Origin of the sequence: Parasaccharibacter sp. TMW2.1882 (genome assembly GCF_023337635.1) — a bacterium.
Taxonomy (GTDB): Bacteria; Pseudomonadota; Alphaproteobacteria; order Acetobacterales; family Acetobacteraceae; genus Bombella; species Bombella apis.
Genome location: NZ_NWUT01000001.1, coordinates 282475 through 300309, shown reverse-complemented (window position 1 = coordinate 300309; position 17835 = coordinate 282475). Strand labels below are relative to the sequence as shown.

Annotated in this window: 14 protein-coding genes; 8 read left to right on the top strand and 6 right to left on the bottom strand. The window is 57.2% G+C overall.

Annotated elements, in window-relative coordinates:
* The first annotated feature begins 188 nt into the window (after window positions 1–188).
* Together CO583_RS01390 and CO583_RS01385 are read left to right on the top strand one after the other, a co-directional pair.
* Window positions 189–1640: a TolC family outer membrane protein gene (locus CO583_RS01390; RefSeq protein WP_081563152.1), complete on the top strand. Its 1452-nt coding sequence runs from the start codon at window positions 189–191 to the stop codon at window positions 1638–1640.
* A gap of 97 nt (window positions 1641–1737) precedes the next feature.
* Window positions 1738–4443 (top strand): valine--tRNA ligase, encoded by a 2706-nt coding sequence (locus CO583_RS01385; protein ID WP_248630479.1) that lies wholly within the window; start codon window positions 1738–1740, stop codon window positions 4441–4443.
* A 102-nt stretch (window positions 4444–4545) separates the two neighbouring features.
* Here CO583_RS01385 and ilvD read toward each other — a convergent pair whose 3' ends face one another.
* Window positions 4546–6399 (bottom strand): dihydroxy-acid dehydratase, encoded by a 1854-nt coding sequence (ilvD, locus tag CO583_RS01380; RefSeq protein ID WP_248630480.1) that lies wholly within the window; start codon window positions 6397–6399, stop codon window positions 4546–4548.
* A gap of 170 nt (window positions 6400–6569) precedes the next feature.
* Between ilvD and msrA the strand changes: the two genes are divergently transcribed.
* Window positions 6570–7103 carry a peptide-methionine (S)-S-oxide reductase MsrA gene (gene msrA, locus CO583_RS01375; RefSeq protein WP_043560130.1) on the top strand — a complete coding sequence of 178 codons (534 nt, stop codon included), beginning with the start codon at window positions 6570–6572 and terminating at the stop codon, window positions 7101–7103.
* Between the two features lie 46 nt (window positions 7104–7149).
* On the opposite strand, the gene CO583_RS01370 is transcribed toward msrA, so the two are convergent.
* The 5 genes from CO583_RS01370 to ubiE all read right to left on the bottom strand — a co-directional run bounded on the left by CO583_RS01370 (window position 7150) and on the right by ubiE (window position 12471).
* Window positions 7150–8469 (bottom strand): AAA-associated domain-containing protein, encoded by a 1320-nt coding sequence (locus tag CO583_RS01370; RefSeq protein WP_081563154.1) that lies wholly within the window; start codon window positions 8467–8469, stop codon window positions 7150–7152.
* A gap of 3 nt (window positions 8470–8472) precedes the next feature.
* Complete coding sequence (locus CO583_RS01365; RefSeq protein WP_248630481.1) at window positions 8473–9750, bottom strand: hypothetical protein; 1278 nt, start codon at window positions 9748–9750, stop codon at window positions 8473–8475.
* Between the two features lie 254 nt (window positions 9751–10004).
* Window positions 10005–10457, bottom strand: a complete 453-nt coding sequence (gene dut / locus CO583_RS01360; protein ID WP_043560125.1) for a dUTP diphosphatase — start codon at window positions 10455–10457, stop codon at window positions 10005–10007.
* A gap of 35 nt (window positions 10458–10492) precedes the next feature.
* Window positions 10493–11680, bottom strand: a complete 1188-nt coding sequence (gene coaBC, locus CO583_RS01355) for a bifunctional phosphopantothenoylcysteine decarboxylase/phosphopantothenate--cysteine ligase CoaBC (RefSeq protein ID WP_249085510.1) — start codon at window positions 11678–11680, stop codon at window positions 10493–10495.
* A 2-nt stretch (window positions 11681–11682) separates the two neighbouring features.
* On the bottom strand, window positions 11683–12471 hold the full coding sequence (ubiE, locus tag CO583_RS01350) for a bifunctional demethylmenaquinone methyltransferase/2-methoxy-6-polyprenyl-1,4-benzoquinol methylase UbiE (RefSeq protein ID WP_081563158.1): 789 nt from the start codon (window positions 12469–12471) through the stop codon (window positions 11683–11685).
* A gap of 29 nt (window positions 12472–12500) precedes the next feature.
* Here ubiE and mutM point away from each other — a divergent pair, with 29 nt between their 5' ends.
* From mutM to recF, 5 genes are all read left to right on the top strand, one after another.
* Entirely contained in the window at window positions 12501–13355 is an 855-nt protein-coding gene (gene mutM / locus CO583_RS01345) for a bifunctional DNA-formamidopyrimidine glycosylase/DNA-(apurinic or apyrimidinic site) lyase (protein WP_081563159.1), read from the top strand.
* Between the two features lie 108 nt (window positions 13356–13463).
* Window positions 13464–13736 carry a 30S ribosomal protein S20 gene (gene rpsT / locus CO583_RS01340; RefSeq protein WP_043560115.1) on the top strand — a complete coding sequence of 91 codons (273 nt, stop codon included), beginning with the start codon at window positions 13464–13466 and terminating at the stop codon, window positions 13734–13736.
* A 285-nt stretch (window positions 13737–14021) separates the two neighbouring features.
* The gene (dnaA, locus tag CO583_RS01335; protein ID WP_249102974.1) at window positions 14022–15473 is read left to right on the top strand and encodes a chromosomal replication initiator protein DnaA; all 1452 of its coding nucleotides are present in this window, start codon (window positions 14022–14024) and stop codon (window positions 15471–15473) included.
* A 74-nt stretch (window positions 15474–15547) separates the two neighbouring features.
* Entirely contained in the window at window positions 15548–16672 is a 1125-nt protein-coding gene (gene dnaN / locus CO583_RS01330; protein WP_043560108.1) for a DNA polymerase III subunit beta, read from the top strand.
* 9 nt (window positions 16673–16681) lie between these two features.
* Complete coding sequence (gene recF, locus CO583_RS01325; protein WP_249102972.1) at window positions 16682–17782, top strand: DNA replication/repair protein RecF; 1101 nt, start codon at window positions 16682–16684, stop codon at window positions 17780–17782.
* Window positions 17783–17835 lie beyond the last annotated feature (53 nt).

Below are 17835 nucleotides of genomic sequence, written 5' to 3'. Positions count from 1 at the left end.
TGTCCTTAATAAGGATTATTACTCACAGGTCAATAGGGAGAAAACGATACAGGGCATTTTTCGCTTATTTTCAGTGAGATTCTCCCTTATAGTCCCTCTTGCACATCTTTTCCGAAACAGACGACCAAACCGGCAGATTAACGAGCATGAAACTCCCGCCCCATTTTTTTTCAAAAATTAGAAAATCGATGAAGATGGGGCTGGGCCTATGTGTTGGAGCCGGGCTCCTGTGCCAGCATGGCCATGCCCAGACAGCGGTTACAAATCCCAATGGCAACCCGGAGTTCGTCCCTCATACCCTGAAAGATGCCTTGGCTCTGACCTATCTGACGAACCCCCAGCTTCGGGAAGCCCGGGCGCAGCTCCGCTCTGTTGATGAGCAGATGTCCGCAGCAGAGGCGGGGTGGCGACCAACCATTACGGCCAATGGGTCACTGACCTACTACAAGGGCAGCAGCCGCTACACACAGCAGACCGAGATCAATGGCCAGACTGTCAGGCTGCCCAACATCCAGCATTATAACAGTGGCGGTTACAACACGACCGTATCGCTGACCCAGCCCATCTATCAGGGCGGAAAAACGGTTGCGAGCATCCATATGGCCCGCAACCAGATTTTTGCCCAGAGAGCTCGGCTGATAGAAACGGAGCAGGAGGTCCTTTACGGGGCCATGAATGCCTATGTCCGTCTGGTCGCCAATCTTCAGCTCCTCCAGGTCAGCATCAATAATGAACGGGCTCTGCGGGCCCAGCTGGATGCAGCGAACAGGCGCTTCCGCCTCGGGGAACTGAGCCGGACAGACGTGGCGCAGGCGCAGGGTGCCCTCGCAACAGCCACGGCCGAACGTCATCAGACAGAAGGTGCCGTGCAGGCAGCCCAGGCCAGCTATCTCCAGGTCGTTGGTGTGCCGGCCCCACCAGACCTTGTTCCACCACAGCCTCTGGCCCTGCCTGTCCGTACGGAACAGGAAGCCGTAGCAGAGGCCGTGCGGAACAATCCGAACGTGATCGCCGCACTCTTCAATGAAGCACAGCAGAAAGACAACATCTCCCTCCAGATGTCGGCCATCATGCCCAAACTTTCTGCCGGAGTGGCTTATCAGCGTTCAAAAGATCAGGGGCAGGACCAGTCCCTGCAGGACAACAAATACGCCACGCTCAACCTCCAGATTCCCCTCTATCAGGGAGGGAGTGAATATGCAGCCGTCCGGCAGGCCCGCCAGACGGCCATCGCAGCCCGCAATGAGGTGGATGTCCAGCGCAGGTCTGCCCTGGAGCAGACATCAGAAAGCTGGCAGACCTACATGTCCATCAAGGACACGCTCCGAAGCCACCAGATTGCCGTTTCCTCCAATATGGCGGCCCTTGCCGGTGTCGAAAGGCAGGCTCTTGTCGGTACGGCAACAACCCTGTCCGTCCTCCAGCAGCAGGCCACATTGTTGCAGTCACAGCGTGCACTCATCCAGAGCGTGACATCCCTGGTCACCTCCTCCTACGACATTGCCCGTGCCATGGGCCATCTCACCGCTGTGGACCTGAAACTGAATGTCCCCCTGTATGATGAAAAAGCCTATTATCATGCCGTTAAAAACCGCCTCTGGGGCGTTGGGGATTATCAGGTGAACCAGCCAGGCCGATAAATGGGGGAGGGGTTTTTCGCCTCTGCCTATCGGCAAGTTTTCATGCCGGTGATATGAACATCACCCTCTGACACGCTACATCATGACCCGGGGAACCATGTCCGAACAGAATGCACACTCTTCTCTGATTCCTTCCGATCTGGAAAAGGCCTTCATCCCCGCCGATTACGAAACCACGCTTTACAGATTGTGGGAAAATGCCGGGACGTTCAGGGCGGACCCCGGGAAAGGTGGCTCACCTTATTCCATCATGTTTCCGCCCCCCAACGTCACGGGGACACTGCATCTCGGGCACGCCCTGACCTTCACTCTCCAGGATATTCTTATCCGCTGGCAGAGGGAGAAGGGGGCCAATGTTCTCTGGCAGCCCGGTACAGATCATGCCGGTATCGCCACGCAGATGGTTGTCGAACGGGCTCTGGACAAGGAAGGCATCAACAGGAAAGAGCTTGGTCGGCCCCGCTTCATTGAGCGTATCTGGGACTGGAAGAATGAATATGGCGGGACCATCATCCAGCAGCTTCGCCGCCTTGGTGCCTCGGCAGACTGGACCCGTGAACGGTTCACCATGGATGAAGGTCTGTCACGCGCCGTTCGCAAGGTATTCGTCCAGCTGCATGAAGAAGGGCTGATCTATCGGGACCGTCGTCTTGTCAACTGGGACCCTGTTTTCCGCTCGGCCATTTCTGATCTGGAGGTGGAGAACAGGGAAACAAGAGGCTCCATGTGGCATATCCGTTATCCTCTGGAAAACGGTGGAACCATCACGATTGCCACAACCCGACCGGAAACCATGCTGGGCGACGTGGCTGTGGCCGTCAATCCGGAAGATGACCGCTATACCAGCATGGTTGGCCAGACCATCATCCTTCCCCTGACGGGGCGGCGCATCCCTGTCGTGGCAGACGAACATTCAGACCCGGAAAAGGGAACAGGGGCTGTCAAAATCACACCAGCTCATGATTTCAATGACTTCGAAGTCGGAAAGCGTCATGACCTGCCAGCACCGACCATTCTGGATGAAAGCGCCTGCATCTGGCTGGATGAGATCCGTGCCGAACTGGCTGACCACGCTGGCATAAGCGACATCGAGTTCGTCCAGGCTCTGGAAGGTCTCCACCGTGATGAGGCCCGTAAGAAGATCGTTGAAAAGCTGGAAGAGATGGGCTGGCTGGAAAAAATCGAGCCCCATGTGCTTCAGGTACCCACAGCCGAACGTGGCGGTGCCATTGTGGAGCCGAGACTGACGCTGCAATGGTACTGCGATGCGCCCAGACTGGCACAGCCCGCCGTCGAGGCTGTCCAGTCCGGTGAAATGGTCTTTGAACCCCAACAATGGGAGAATACCTTCTTCGCCTGGATGAGGGACCTTCAGCCGTGGTGCATCAGCCGTCAGCTCTGGTGGGGGCACCAGATACCGGCCTGGTATGGGTCTGATGGAAAAACCTACGTTGCAGAGACGGAAGAAGAAGCCCAGAAGAAGGCTGGCCCTTCCATCACCCTGACGCAGGATGAAGACGTGCTGGACACATGGTTCAGCTCGGCTCTCTGGCCGTTCACGACACTGGGCTGGCCGGACAGGACGGAAGAGCTGGAGTTCTATTATCCAACCAGCACCCTGGTCACCGGCTTTGACATCATCTTTTTCTGGGTATCCCGGATGATGATGATGGGGCTTCACTTCATGGGGAAGGTTCCTTTCCGCAAAATACTGATCCATGGCCTTGTTCGGGATGAGAAGGGACAGAAAATGTCCAAGTCCCGAGGCAATGGTATTGATCCTCTGGATCTGATTGCCGATTACGGGGCGGACGCTACCCGCCTTGCCATTGCTGCGGGTGCTGGGCTGGGACGGGACATCAAGCTGGGCCGTACCCGTGTTGAAGAACATAGAGCCTTCATCACGAAGCTCTGGAACGCCTCCCGGTTCCTCCAGATGAATGGAGTGAAACCGAATCCCGGTTTCAATCCATCTGCTGTCCAGTCCACCATGGCCCGCTGGATTCTGGAGGAAGCCCGCAAGGCCGTGACACAAGCCGATGCGGCACTGGAAGCCTCCCGTTTTGATGAGTACACACGCTGCTGTTACAATTTTGTCTGGAATATTTTCTGTGACTGGTTCGTGGAATTCTCCAAACCGACCTTCCGGGCCGGTGGTGTGGAGGCAGAAGAGCTGAAGGCAGCTGGTGCGTATGTACTGGGTATTATTCTGCGCATGATGCACCCCGTCATTCCATTCGTGACCAGCACGCTCTGGGAGAAGCTGGGTTATTCTGGACCGTTTGGGACCGACAGCTGGCCTGAGATTCCCCAGATTGCCGGTGCTGAAGACGCTGCGGATGAAGTCAACTGGGTCATCCGGTTGATCAGTGATGTGCGGACTGTTCGGGCAGAAATGAATGTTCCGCCATCCCAGAAAGCCCCGCTGCTGCTGCGTGATGCTTCGGAAAAAACGCTCGAACGGGCCCGTAAATGGCAGGCTGCCATCGACCAGATGGCTCGTGCCTCCGAAGTTTCACCACTGGCAGGGGAGCCGCCGAAAATGGCTGCCCAGCTCATTCTGGATGAAGCAACCATCTTCCTGCCGCTGGAGGGTGTGATCGACCTTGAGGCGGAAAAAGCCCGTCTCCAGAAGGAAATCACACGGCTTGAGGGGGAAATCGGCAAGGTCGAAAAGAAGCTCGGCAATGAGAACTTTGTTGCCCGTGCCAAGCCTGAGGTTGTTCAGGAAAATCGTGACCGGCTGGAGACGTTCCAGCAGGAGCTTGCCAAGCAGAAAACAGCTCTGGGGCGTATAAGCTGATTTCCCGTTGCCATCAGAGTAAAAAAGCCTGCCCTGAAACGGCAGGCTTTTTTATTGTAAGGGATTTATCGAGAGGGACGGTACTGACAACCGTCCCTGATATTACAGCTTCTTGACGATGATCTGGGACAGATCCCGAACAGCCCCATGGGCTGCACTGGTCGTCATGGCCGCATAAGCCTTCAGAGCCGTGGAAACGACACGTTCACGCTGAGGCTGCCAGCCTGCAGAGCCCTTCCCATGCATGGCAGCACGGCGCGCTTCAAGCTCTGTCTCCGACACTTCCAGATGCAGACGCCTTTCAGGAATGTCGATGATAATGGTATCACCTTCTTCCACCAGGCCGATCAGACCGCCTTCAGCGGCTTCCGGAGACATGTGACCAACAGAAAGCCCAGAACTCCCGCCTGAAAAACGTCCATCAGTAATCAGTGCGCAGGTTTCTCCCAGCCCCATGGATTTAAGATAGCTGGTCGGGTAGAGCATTTCCTGCATTCCCGGTCCGCCTTTGGGCCCTTCATACCGGATGACCACGACATCACCCGGTATGATCTCCTTGCCCAGAATGGCATTCACAGCAGCATCCTGACTGTCAAAGACACGGGCACGCCCCTTGAACTTCAGAATATGTTCTGCAACCCCTGCCGTTTTGACGATGGCGCCATCCAGCGCCAGATTTCCATAAAGAACAGCCAGCCCGCCATCCTGCGAGAAGGCGTGGTTCCGGTCACGCAGAACACCGGTCCGACGGTCCCGGTCCAGCTCCCTGTACAGGCTGTTCTGGGAAAAAGCCTCAACCGTCCGCACGCCACCGGGCGCTGCCCGGAACAGCTCTTCCGCCTCATCCTGATTCTGCATGATGTCCCAACGCCTCAGGGACGCCGCCAGCGTAGGAGAGTGCACAGTCGGCGTTCCCGCATCAATCAGGCCGGCACGATCCAGCTCTCCAAGAATGGCCGGAATCCCGCCAGCCCGGTGGACATCCTCCATATGTACATCAGCAACGGAGGGCGACACCTTGCAGAGGTGAGGGACCTTCCGGGACAGGGCATCAATATCACTCATCGTGAAATCGACTCCGGCTTCCCGGGCTGCGGCCAACAGATGCAGCACCGTGTTGGTGGAGCCCCCCATGGCAATGTCCAGCGTCATGGCGTTGGTGAAAGCCGCCTTCGTAGCAATGCCACGGGGAAGAGCCGTTGCATCGCCTTCTTCATACCAGCGCTTTGCCAGCTCTACGCTCAGGCGACCAGCCCCAAGAAAAAGCTCCTTACGTTTGGCATGTGTCGCCAGAAGAGAGCCATTGCCCGGCAGGGAAAGACCAAGCGCCTCCGTCAGACAATTCATGGAATTGGCCGTGAACATGCCCGAGCATGACCCGCAGGTCGGACAGGCGGATCGTTCCACACGTTCGGAGATGTCATCACTGACACGTTCATCAGCTGCCGCCACCATGGAGGTCACAAGATCAACCGCCCGCTCAATGCCGTCCATGTCTGCCTTGCCAGCTTCCATTGGCCCGCCAGACACGAAAACGGTCGGGATGTTCAGCCGTAGCGAGGCCATGAGCATGCCCGGTGTAATCTTGTCACAGTTGCTGATACAGACCAGCGCATCGGCACAGTGGGCATTGACCATATATTCCACGGAATCCGCAATCAGTTCCCGTGAGGGCAGGGAATAGAGCATCCCGCCATGCCCCATGGCGATACCGTCATCCACGGCAATGGTGTTGAATTCCCTGGCCACACCACCGGCTTCCTCCACAGCCGAAGCCACCAGAGCTCCCATGTCCTTGAGATGGACATGACCGGGCACGAACTGGGTATAGGAATTGGCAATGGCAATGATGGGTTTGCTGAAGTCCCCATCCTTCATGCCTGTCGCTCTCCAGAGCGCACGGGCCCCTGCCATGTTGCGGCCACGGGTGCTTGTATGGGAACGATAGGCAGGCATTCAGGAAACCTCTTTCAAAAAAAATATTTCAGGGCGTTCTATAGTAAGAAACGGTAACATAAAACAAAAAAATTGAAAGATATGAAAAGCATGGTGATTGCCCCCTAGCGATACAGGCCGCTGAAGACCATATGCAGGGCACTCACGATTTTAGACAGACAGGAGCAACCATGACACAGACATCATCCATCATCCTTGGGGGCGGGTGCTTCTGGTGTGTCGAAGCCATCTTCAACGGTCTCAGGGGCATCATCTCTGCCAAACCGGGGTACGCGGGTGGTCATGTAGAGCATCCCAGCTACAAGGCTGTCTGTACCGGCAGGACCGGCCATGCCGAGGTAGTACGGGTGGTGTTCAATCCTGCTGAAATTGGTCTGGAAGATATTCTCCGGGTTTTCTTCACAACCCATGACCCGACCCAGCTGAACAGACAGGGCAATGACGTAGGCACGCAATACCGCTCCGTCATCTTTGGTGATGAAGCCCAACAGGCCGTTGCCCGGACAGTCCGGGACGACATTGCAGCCCAGAACATCTGGGAGGCACCGCTTGTCACCTCCATTGAGGGACCTGCCCACTTCTGGGAGGCGGAAGAAAGCCATCATGATTATTTTGCCCGCAACCCGGAAACAGCCTATTGCGCCGCTGTCGTGGCTCCCAAGGTTGCCAAGGCCCGCAAGCTCTACCGGGACCGGCTGAAATAATCAGTTCTCCATCATGACAACAGTGGAGGAACGGAAAAAGGTTCCTTCACTCGTCATATTCCAGCAGCACACGGTCCGTTTCTTCATCATAGCCAAACAGATTGGCATAACGGGCCCATGATATGGCTGTATTCATTGTCTGCCGGGCATAGGTTGTGGACATGGTATCTTCCAGCTTGCGGCGGAATATATCAGCATCCATGGCATGGTTGCTCCGCTCATCCAGCGTGCTGCGGATCAGCTTCAGCAGCGGGACGGAATGGAGCAGGGCCGTCCGCATGATGTCCCGGCGCGCATCGGCATCGCCTTCCACGAAGGTACGGCCCGTGCTGGTAAGCATGATGTCTCCATCCTCCAGCTCTGCAAAATCCAGCAATTGCAGGGTTTCACCCAGCGGGAAAAGGTCATCAAGAGTCATCTGGAGTTGATTGGCCAGCTCCGGCAGGTCTGCCCGACCAGAGAGGGGCGCATGTTCCAGCGATTCCATGAGGCCGACCAGAAGTTCAATGGAAATGTCGGGCAGCACGATGAAGGAATCACTTTCATCCTGAACCTCTCCCTGATCGGGCGTGGAAAGGTCAGCCTCCGAAACACTGGGCGCCCGAAGGGTCATCAATGTATATATCTGGTCCACAAAATGGCGAAAATCATCGTCCTGACGATTCCGGGGATGGGGGAAGGGCACAACAATCTCATGCGTGATACGCCCTGGCCCCGATGAGAACAGTAAAATCCTGTCACACATCAGCACGGCTTCTTCAATGGCATGAGTGGCCAGCACCATGGCTTTCAAAGGTCCCAGCCGATGTTCCTGCCACAGTTCTATCAGGTCTGTTCGCAGGTTTTCGGCACTCAGATGATCGATATTGAGAAAAGGCTCATCAAGCAGAAGGATTTCAGGCTGCCGTGCCAGAGCACGGATCAGCGAGGCCCGTTCTGCCAGAGCATCAGAAAGCTCTCTCGGATAGGCACCTTCATATCCGTCCATATCGAGGACCTCGATGATGGCATCCGCAATTTTTTCCCGCTCTTCCCGGGGCTGACGTCTGGCCTCCAGAGCAAGAAGAACATTTTCCCGTACTGTCAGCCATGGAAAGAGAACATCATCCTGAAGGATGATGGACACCGTTTCGAGCGCCTGGGCAGTAGCTCGTCCTTCCCGCCAGAACACTTTCCCCTTTCGGGGCTGTTCCAGGCCAGCCATGATCTTCAGAAGGCTAGATTTGCCCGAGCCGGAACGTCCGACAAGCCCCAGAATTTCCCCCTCCCGAACATCCATGTTGACCTGTTCAACAATGGGAACGTCCTGATGGCGGGATTTATGTGCAAACTGTGCACAGTCGGCCAAGCGTAAGATAGCACTCATGAGCTAGATCCTATAACGGTGCGCCATGCGCTCCTGCAATGGAATGCAGATACCCCATCGGACAGACACAGCCATCAGCGTCATCAGGCACAGCAGGATGCCCTGTACACTGTAGGCGTGAGCCTGAAGAATACGCAGATGGAGCGTTTTCCTTTCCAGCAGAGCGGCCAGATAGACATTGTCCCAGAAAAAAGGCAGCGCCACGACAGCTGCCTGCAGCAGAGGCGGGCAAAGCAGGGGCAGGCGGACATCCTTCCAGAATGACCACAGGGGCAAACGAAGATGATGCCCCATCACGATGAACTGACGCCCCGCAACGTCGGCTTCCCGAAGAAACGCCCAGCCAGTGATGCCCATGACCGCCAGAGCCGGCATGACATTCAGAGGGACGGGTACGGACAGTCCCAGCCAGACCATGAAAACAGGAAAAAGCGCTACCACCAGGCAGGCCTTCCGGATCCGCTTCTGCACCTGTACAGGTGCACCCAGCAGCAGGCCCCCCAGCCACCCCCAGACCCCACCAACCAGACAGACCGCTACCACAAGAGCTCCCAACGGCCCCGGTATGCCCCAGAACCCCCAGGAAAGGATCATGGTCAGCATGGTTCCGGCCCCTCCCAGCAGGCAGCGCCTCTTCCAGGAAGCGGAACGCTCCTCCAGCCTCTGTGTCTGCATCTGGTCACAGACGGCATAATGCCGACCGTATCCGCGCAGGGGCGCAATGAGACCATGCTGAACCAGCAGCACAGGCACCAGCATGAGAATCAGTACGCCACAGGCGGACAACTCTCCGCCTGTTTTCAGGGCCGAGAGAAGTGCTCCCCCCAACCCGGAAGGGGTATGGGAAAGAAACAGTGCAAGAACCAGCTCCCCTCCCAGAATACGGAGCCAGAAATCGGGCAGGTCCCTCAGAACGGACCGTACGAGTTCAGGGAAGGCAAACGGGATGTGAAGGCGCCAGAAACCCTGCCAGCGCCCCAGCCGCAAGGCTCTTGCCGTTTTCAGAAAACTGGACGGGATTCCTGTTTCCGCTTTCAGGGTGGCGTGGACACTCCTGACCAGCAGGCTGAAGCAGCCCACCGCCACGACATCCCAGAACGGCGTCATGACCATACAGAACAGCCCGACAAGGCAAAGGGAGGGAATTTCTCCCAGTATGGCCGTCACACCAGCCAGCGCCCGACGCAGGCCAGTCGAACAGGCCGCCAAGGAGAGGAGAACACAATGCCCCGCAGCCGCCAGAAGCAGCGCCACCACTCCCTTGCCCAGGGTCCAGAACATATCATCCCATGGAGACGGGAAGACAGGGAAGGGCACCAGACCACATGCCCGCAGAAGCCCATACAGTCCCCCCAGAATCAGGACACAGCAGGACAGACCACTTCCCTGATAAGCCAACAGCCAGTGCCTGCTTCTTTCCCCCAGTCTGGAAAGGTACGCAAAGGGCCAAGTATCCCGTCTCATGGCTGGCCCATGGCCGAATGAATCTTCATGACCGACCCCTCAAAAATCAGCCGCCGGGACTGGAAAACCGGTCAATGGCCGGTACTGCCGAAGCCCCCATGCCCTCGGTCTGTTGTATCAAGGCTGCTGCACTCCTGCCACTGCATTCTCACGACAGGCGCCAGAACCCCCTGGGCAATCCTCATCCCACGTTCGATGACAAAATCTTCCGCCCCGGCATTGATGAGGATGATGCGGATTTCTCCCCGGTAATCTTCATCAATGGTGCCGGGACTGTTGGGCACCATGATGCCGTGCTTCAGGGCCAACCCGGAGCGGGGACGTATCTGAAGCTCATGCCCCTCAGGCAGGGCAACACACAGCCCTGTCGGCACCAGTTTCCGCTCCCCCGGACGAAGTATCAGAGGCTCCTGCACCGCCGCCTGGAAGTCAACACCGGCAGCTCCGGCAGTTCCATAGGCAGGCAGCTCCAGCCCCTCGGAATGGGGGAGGCGAAGAATACGGACTTTCACGACATCGGACATGGCTTGATCCCCTCACAGCTAAAGCCAGAGGACTGTTAATCCTGTTTCTGGAAAAAAGCCACCACCCGCTCTGCAAGCTGTTCTGCCAGAGCGGGTTTGGTCATTTCTGGCCAGCTCTCCGTTCCATTCTCTGTCAGGAACAATACCTGATTTTTCTGCCCACCAAACGGATGCCGGCTCACATCATTGGCAAGAAGCCAATCACACCCCTTGCGGCGACGCTTCTGCTCCGCATGACTCTGAAGATCATCCGTCTCCGCCGCAAACCCGACAACCAGTGCCGGACGTTTTGCAACATGGGACAGCGTGGCCAGAATGTCAGGATTCTCTCTCAGGGAAAGAACAGGCGGAGCCTCTGCCGTTTTTTTCATCTTCCGGCTGCTGACAGTCTCAGGGCGCCAGTCACTGACAGCTGCCACACAGATGGCTGCATCAGCCGGAAGCTGTGCAAGGCAGGCAGCCTTCATCTCTTCTGCCGTCCTTACGTCAATCCGCTGGACAGACGGTGGAGTGGGCAGAAAGACAGGACCACTCACGAGCCGGACGTCGGCACCTCTGGCCGCCAGAGCGCCTGCAATGGCATAGCCCTGAAGCCCTGATGAATGGTTGGAAATGAAGCGGACAGGGTCAATCGGCTCTACCGTCGGGCCGGCCGTGACAATGATACGGCACCCCCTCAGGCCTGTTCCCCCCGACAGGGTTGAACGGACTGCCGCCAGAATCTCGTCCAGCTCTGCCAGACGTCCCATGCCGGTTTCACCACAGGCCACGGCACCATGCGCCGGACCAACGCATCGGACACCCCGCTGCTCCAACAGGGCAAGATTGGCCTGTGTGGCAGGATGGGACCACATGTGAGGATTCATGGCCGGTGCCAGAAGAATGGGAGCTGCCGTTGCCAGGAGAAGGGTCGTGGCCAGATCATCAGCCATGCCCTGTGCCATGCGAGCCATCAGATTGGCCGTGGCCGGGCAGACCAGCACCAGGTCGGCCGACCTGGCAAGAGCGATATGACCGATCTCACTTTCCTGCCCGGGGCGGAACAGCTCATCATGGACAGGAGCGCCACACAACACTTCCAGGGACAATGGCGTCACGAACTGCTTCGCCGCTTCCGTCATGACGGGCACGACCTCCATGCCCTCATGCCGGAGCTGCCGAGCGAGATCCAGCGCCCTGTAGGCAGCAATGCCACCTCCCAGAATGAGAATGACGCGGGCCATGCTCAAAGCCGCCAGCCAGAATGAATGGCCACGATCCCTCCCGAAAGATTCTGATAGGATACACGATCCATCCCCGCCGCCCGCATCATGCCTGCCAGTGTTTCCTGATCCGGGAACATGCGGATGCTTTCGGCAAGATACTGATAGCTCTCCGCATCACCAGCAATCATCTGCCCCATGCGGGGCAGCACCTGAAAGGACCAGAGATCATAAAGGGCCGAGAGGGCCGCCACATCCACTTTCGAAAATTCAAGGCAAAGAAAACGCCCGCCCGGCTTCAGCACACGACGGACCTCCCGCAGGACAGCATCCTTGTCCGTACAGTTGCGCAGTCCGAACGCCATGGAGACCCTGTCCATCGAAGCATCGGGAAAAGGCAGTGCCTCGGCATCGGCAACACAGACATCCATCTCCCCGATCAGCCCGGCCTTGATGGCCCGCTGACGGCCAACTTCCAGCATGGCCTCGTTGATGTCCGAAAGCACGGCATGGCCACCACCACGACGCAACCAGCCAAAAGTGATGTCTCCCGTACCGCCAGCAAGGTCGAGCAGCCTGTATCCCGGCTGCGGGGACAGCATGGTCACGAAGATGCGCTTCCAGACCCGATGGATACCGAGGGACATGGCGTCATTCATGACGTCGTATTTGCCAGCAACGCTTTCAAAAACCTGTCGGACCAGCGGTTTCTTTTCGCCCCGTGGCACATCACGGTAGCCGAAATCAATCGTATCAGCCTCAAAATCAGCTGACGAAGAAGAGGAGGTATGGGAAGAATGGTGTTCAGTCATATGCCACCGTTATCTCATTGCGGATATTTATGCCAGAACTCCCAGAAGTTGAAACCATTCTCCAGAGCATGAAGGCTTCGCTGAAGGGGCACAGCCTGTCCAGCGTGGAGGTCAACCGGCCTGACCTGCGTCTGCCTTTTCCGCCAGGTCTCTCCACAATCCTCCTCCATCAAACGATCATCCAGTTGAGACGTCGTGCCAAATATATTCTGATGGATTTCCAGCATGGCTGGACCCTTCTCATACATCTGGGCATGTCCGGCAGGCTGTTCATCGACCCTGCCCGCCAGAATCTGCCACCCCGCAAGCATGAGCATCTCGTCCTGTGGACCAGCAACGACCATCGTGTCGCCCTGGTGGATCCCAGACGTTTCGGCATGGTCTGTCTCTTCCAGACAGAACAGGAACACCAGCAGCCACAGCTTGCCCATCTGGGAGTGGAACCTCTTTCTGACCAGTTTACGGCAGAAGCCCTTGCGGCAACCCTGGTCACGACACGGATGCCTATCAAGAATGCCCTGCTGGACCAGCGCCGGATTGTCGGACTGGGGAACATCTATGTCTGCGAAGCCCTGTTTCGGGCCCGCATCCATCCCGCACGGGCCGCTGACAGTCTGAGCAAGGCGGAGACAAACCGTCTCTGCAGCCTCATTGTGGAGATACTCCAGACGGCTATTGCAGCCGGAGGCTCCACATTGCGGGACTATGTGCACACTGATGGCCAGCCAGGGACTTTCCAGACCCTGCATCTTGTCTATGGCAGGGAAGGGCAACCCTGCCCAGCATGCCTGGCAAAAGGGCATTCCATCCCCATACAGCGTATGACACAGAGCAGTCGGTCCACGTTTTTCTGTCCACACTGCCAGAAAAAGTTGCGTAAGTGACCCGTTATTGCCGCAGGATATGAAGACAGTGCTTGACGCCATGTCAGCGGAGCGGTAGAGGGGCAGACATTATTTTTTAGCGAACTATCCGCAGGAAACCTGAAGCCCATGGCAAACAACGCATCTGCCCGTAAACGCATCCGTCAGAACGAGCGCCGCCGTCTGCGCAACGCTTCCCGCCTGTCCCGTATGCGTACCTTCATCAAGAATGTTGAGAAGGCCATCCTGTCCGGCGACAAGAATGCAGCGGCAGAAGCACTTCGTGCGGCCCAGCCTGAGATGCAGCGTGCAGCTGGCAAGGGTGTGATTTCCCGCAACACGGTCAGCCGCAAGCTCTCCCGCCTCTCTGCCCGCATCAAGTCTCTTACCGCCGCTGCCTGATCGTCCGATCCAGGCAGAATGGCCCGTTTCATCAGGACCTGATGAAACGGCTTCGGGCGCGCCCACTGGGCGCGTTCTTTTTTTGCCCTCACGCAAGGCGGGGTCGTATCATGGCCCAAGCAGGCTTTCCCTTTCCTGAAGGTTAAGCTAGTGTGACAAGGCACCCAACGCCCCGGCAAAAACACTTGATTACCCCTTCTGGCGGGTTCTACCCTAGCCGAAGGCCTGCAAGACCATGAAGTACGGAGATCAGAAGTGGAAAAAGCTCAGTCCCAGGACGCTGCTATGGCCTCTTCTGAAAATTCTGCTCTCAAGGCATCTTGGCTGCGCATCTGCGATCGCCTGAAAGGTGAGGTCGGCGATGTGGAATACAGGATGTGGATCCAGCGCATTACGTTGGGCCCGCTGGATGATGATGAAATTACCCTCTACCTGCCGGAACGTTTTCTGAGAGACTGGGTCCGTGCCCAGTATGGCCAACGCCTTCAGTCCCTGTGGCGTGAAGAGAATCCAGCTGTCCAGCATGTCGAATTACGGATCGACAAGAAAGCACAGCGTGCCGCAAAAACCGGGGATGATGCTTCACAGGCTGAAGAGGGCGGGGGGGCTGCGAATCTCTCCATCAGCGCCATGGCCAATGAAGATGCAGCGGCCCTGGATCGTGAAGAGGCCGTTGCAGCCACTTCGCCCTCGATGAATGAAGTGCGGAATGATCTTGCCGTCCCGCTGGACCGCCGCTTCACGTTCGACAATTTCGTGGTCGGCAAGCCCAATGAATTCGCCTATGCCTGTGCAGGGCGTGTTGCGGATCATCCCGCCAGCCCCGGTTTCAACCCGCTCTTCCTGTACGGTGGCGTTGGTCTTGGCAAGACCCATCTCATGCACGCTATTGGCCTCAAGCTGATCAGCCGCGGGAACATCTCGGTCGCCTATATGTCTGCCGAGAAATTCATGTACCGTTTCATTGCGTCCATGCAGTCCAAATCCCAGATGGAGTTCAAGGAACAGCTCCGGTCGGTTGATGTGCTGATGATTGACGACCTCCAGTTCCTGATCGGGAAGAACAGCACGCAGGAAGAATTCTTCCATACATTCAATGCGCTGGTGGATGCAGGGCGGCAGATCATCGTCAGCGCTGACAAGAGCCCCTCTGATCTTTCCGGTCTGGAGGACAGGCTCCGCACACGGCTGGGCTGCGGTATGGTAGCGGATATTCACGCTACGACCTTCGAACTGCGCATTTCCATTCTGGAAGCCAAGGCCAAGGCCTCTGGCACGCCTGTCCCTCCCAAGGTGCTGGAATATCTGGCCCACAAGATCACCACCAACGTGCGGGAGCTGGAAGGTGCACTGAACCGCCTCATCGCCCATGCTGATCTGGTAGGCAGACCCGTCACGCTGGAATCGACACAGGATGTCCTCAAAGATATGCTCAAAGCTCATGAGCGCCGTGTCACGATCGATGAAATCCAGCGCAAGGTGGCCGAGCATTTCAATATCCGTCTGACCGACATGTCATCAGCCCGTCGTGCCCGGGCCGTGGCCCGCCCCCGGCAGATTGCCATGTATCTGGCCAAACAGCTTACAAGCCGCAGCCTCCCGGAAATCGGCCGGAAATTCGGCAATCGGGACCATACGACTGTCATGCATGCCGTGAACCGCATTTCGGAGCTCATGGAACAGGACCCCGGTCTGGCTGAAAGCGTCGAGCTGCTGCGCCACATGCTGGAAAGCTGAAGATGGCTTTTCAAGCATGTCCTTGTTTTGCTAGAGAGACATATTACTCTTCCCGATAAGGCTTTGGGGTTGTCATGAAGTTCACAGTTGATCGCGCGCCACTTCTGCGTGCACTGTCTCACATTCAGGGTGTCGCTGAAAAACGGAACACCATCCCCATTCTCGCCAATGTGCTAATGGAGCATGATGGCGAGGTTCTGCGCCTGACAGCGACGGACATGGAGATTGCCGTCGTCGAGGAAATTCCATCAGAGGCCACACATGCCGGGTCCGTCACTGTTCCGGCTGCCGTTCTCTTCGAGATCGTCCGCAAACTGACCGATGGTGCCCTGATCGAGTTCGAACAGAAGGATGCGGAAGGGCCCCTTCACCTCAAGGCCGGGCGGTACGAGACGAGCCTGAACGTTCTGCCAGTTGATGACTTTCCGGCCATGGTAGCAGGCGATCTGCCTCATCATTTTGCCATTCAGGCAGGTGATTTGCGTCGGCTGGTCGACCGTACCCGCTTTGCCATGTCCAACGAGGAGACCCGTTATTATCTCAACGGCATCTATCTCCATATCGTACTGGTGGACAAAAAGAACCATCTCCGGGCTGTGGCGACAGATGGACACCGGCTGGCCAAAGTCGACGTTCCAGCGCCTTTCGGCGTAAAAGAAATGCCGGGCATCATCATCCCCCGCAAGACCGTAACCGAAGTTCGGAAACTGCTGGATAATGATGGAGCCTCCGTAGAGGTGGCTCTTTCAGAGACGCGCATCCAGTTCCGTATCGGTTCCATCTTGTTGACCTCCAAGCTGGTGGATGGCACTTTTCCGGAATATACCCGTGTCATTCCCCAGTCCAATTCACGCATCCTGCGTGTTACCAAGCAGGATCTTGCGGCAGCCGTAGGTCGTGTGGCGGCCATCAGCCAGGAACGTTCCCGCCCGGTAAAGCTGACCATCACGAAGAACCATCTGACCCTCTCCGCAACCAGCCCCGATCAGGGCATTGCTCAGGAGGAGCTGGATGAAAACAGCGTCACCTACGACAATGACGACATGGAGATCGGCTTCCAGGCCCGTTACCTGACGGACATCACCGACCAGATTGACGCTGAAGCCGAGTTCGCCCTTGCCGACAGTTCATCTCCAACACTGATCCGCGATACGGCCGAACCTGCGGCTCTGTACGTTCTCATGCCCATCCGGGTCTGAACGATCTCCTTGAACCTGCACCGTCTGACATTAACGGATTTTCGTAATTACAGACGGTGCGTCTGGGAGCCGTCCGCCACCCTGTCCGTCCTGACAGGGGAGAATGGCAGCGGCAAAACCAATTTTCTGGAAGCCCTTTCCCTGCTTGCCCCGGGGCGGGGGCTTCTGGGCTCACCAGCTCATATGCTGCCCCGCCACGGAACAACCCAATGGGGCGTCGCCGCCCATCTGGAGCGGGAAGGACAACAGTTCCAACTGTCTACCGGCCTGACCGAGGGGCGGGGACGCCGCATCTTTCTCCTGGACGGAGAAAGAACACGGACCATGGCAGAAATTGCCCGACTTTATTCCTGCGTCTGGCTTACTCCGCAGATGGAACGTCTCTTTCTTGAAGGTGCTGGCAGCCGTAGACGGTTTCTGGACCGGCTGACCGTCGCTCTCCTGCCGGATCATACGCAGCAGCTCATGGCACATGAGCGGTCCGTCATGAGCCGGAACCGCATCCTGCTGGAACAGCCTGATGAAACGGCCTGGCTGACCTCCCTGGAAGAATCCATAAGCCGCCACGCAGTCGCCATAACGGCAGCCCGGCTGCATCTTCTCGAAACATTGGAAGAAACCCCTTTCGGCAATGAAGCTTTCCCCCAAACCCTTCTGGAGCTGCACTGCCCCATCGCCACAGCGCTGAAAGCCAGCCCGGCTCTGGAAGTGGAAGACCAGCTCCGCCACGCCCTGCACCAGTCCCGCCTTCAGGACAAAGCCCGCAAGAGCACCTCTATCGGAGCACACAGGGCTGACATGAGCCTGCGGGACGCCATGACAGGCCGTCAGGCAGCACACTCCAGCAGTGGACAGAAGAAAATCATGCTCCTGAGCGTCATCCTCTCCCATGCCCATGCCATCAGCAGGGTCTGGGGGCAGGCTCCCGTCATCCTTCTGGATGAACCTTTGACCCATCTTGATGAACGGCGGCGGATCATCCTGATGGACAGTCTCTCTGCTCTGAAAACGACCACCATCCTGACAGGAACCGAAGCTGAACCTTTTTCTTCCATCAGAAACATTGCAGCTTTCTTTCATGTTCAGAATGGCGCACTCCATCCGGCATGAGGCGGCCAGAATATGGCCTTTTCTCACGGTTATTTCGGGATAACCCCGGTGAC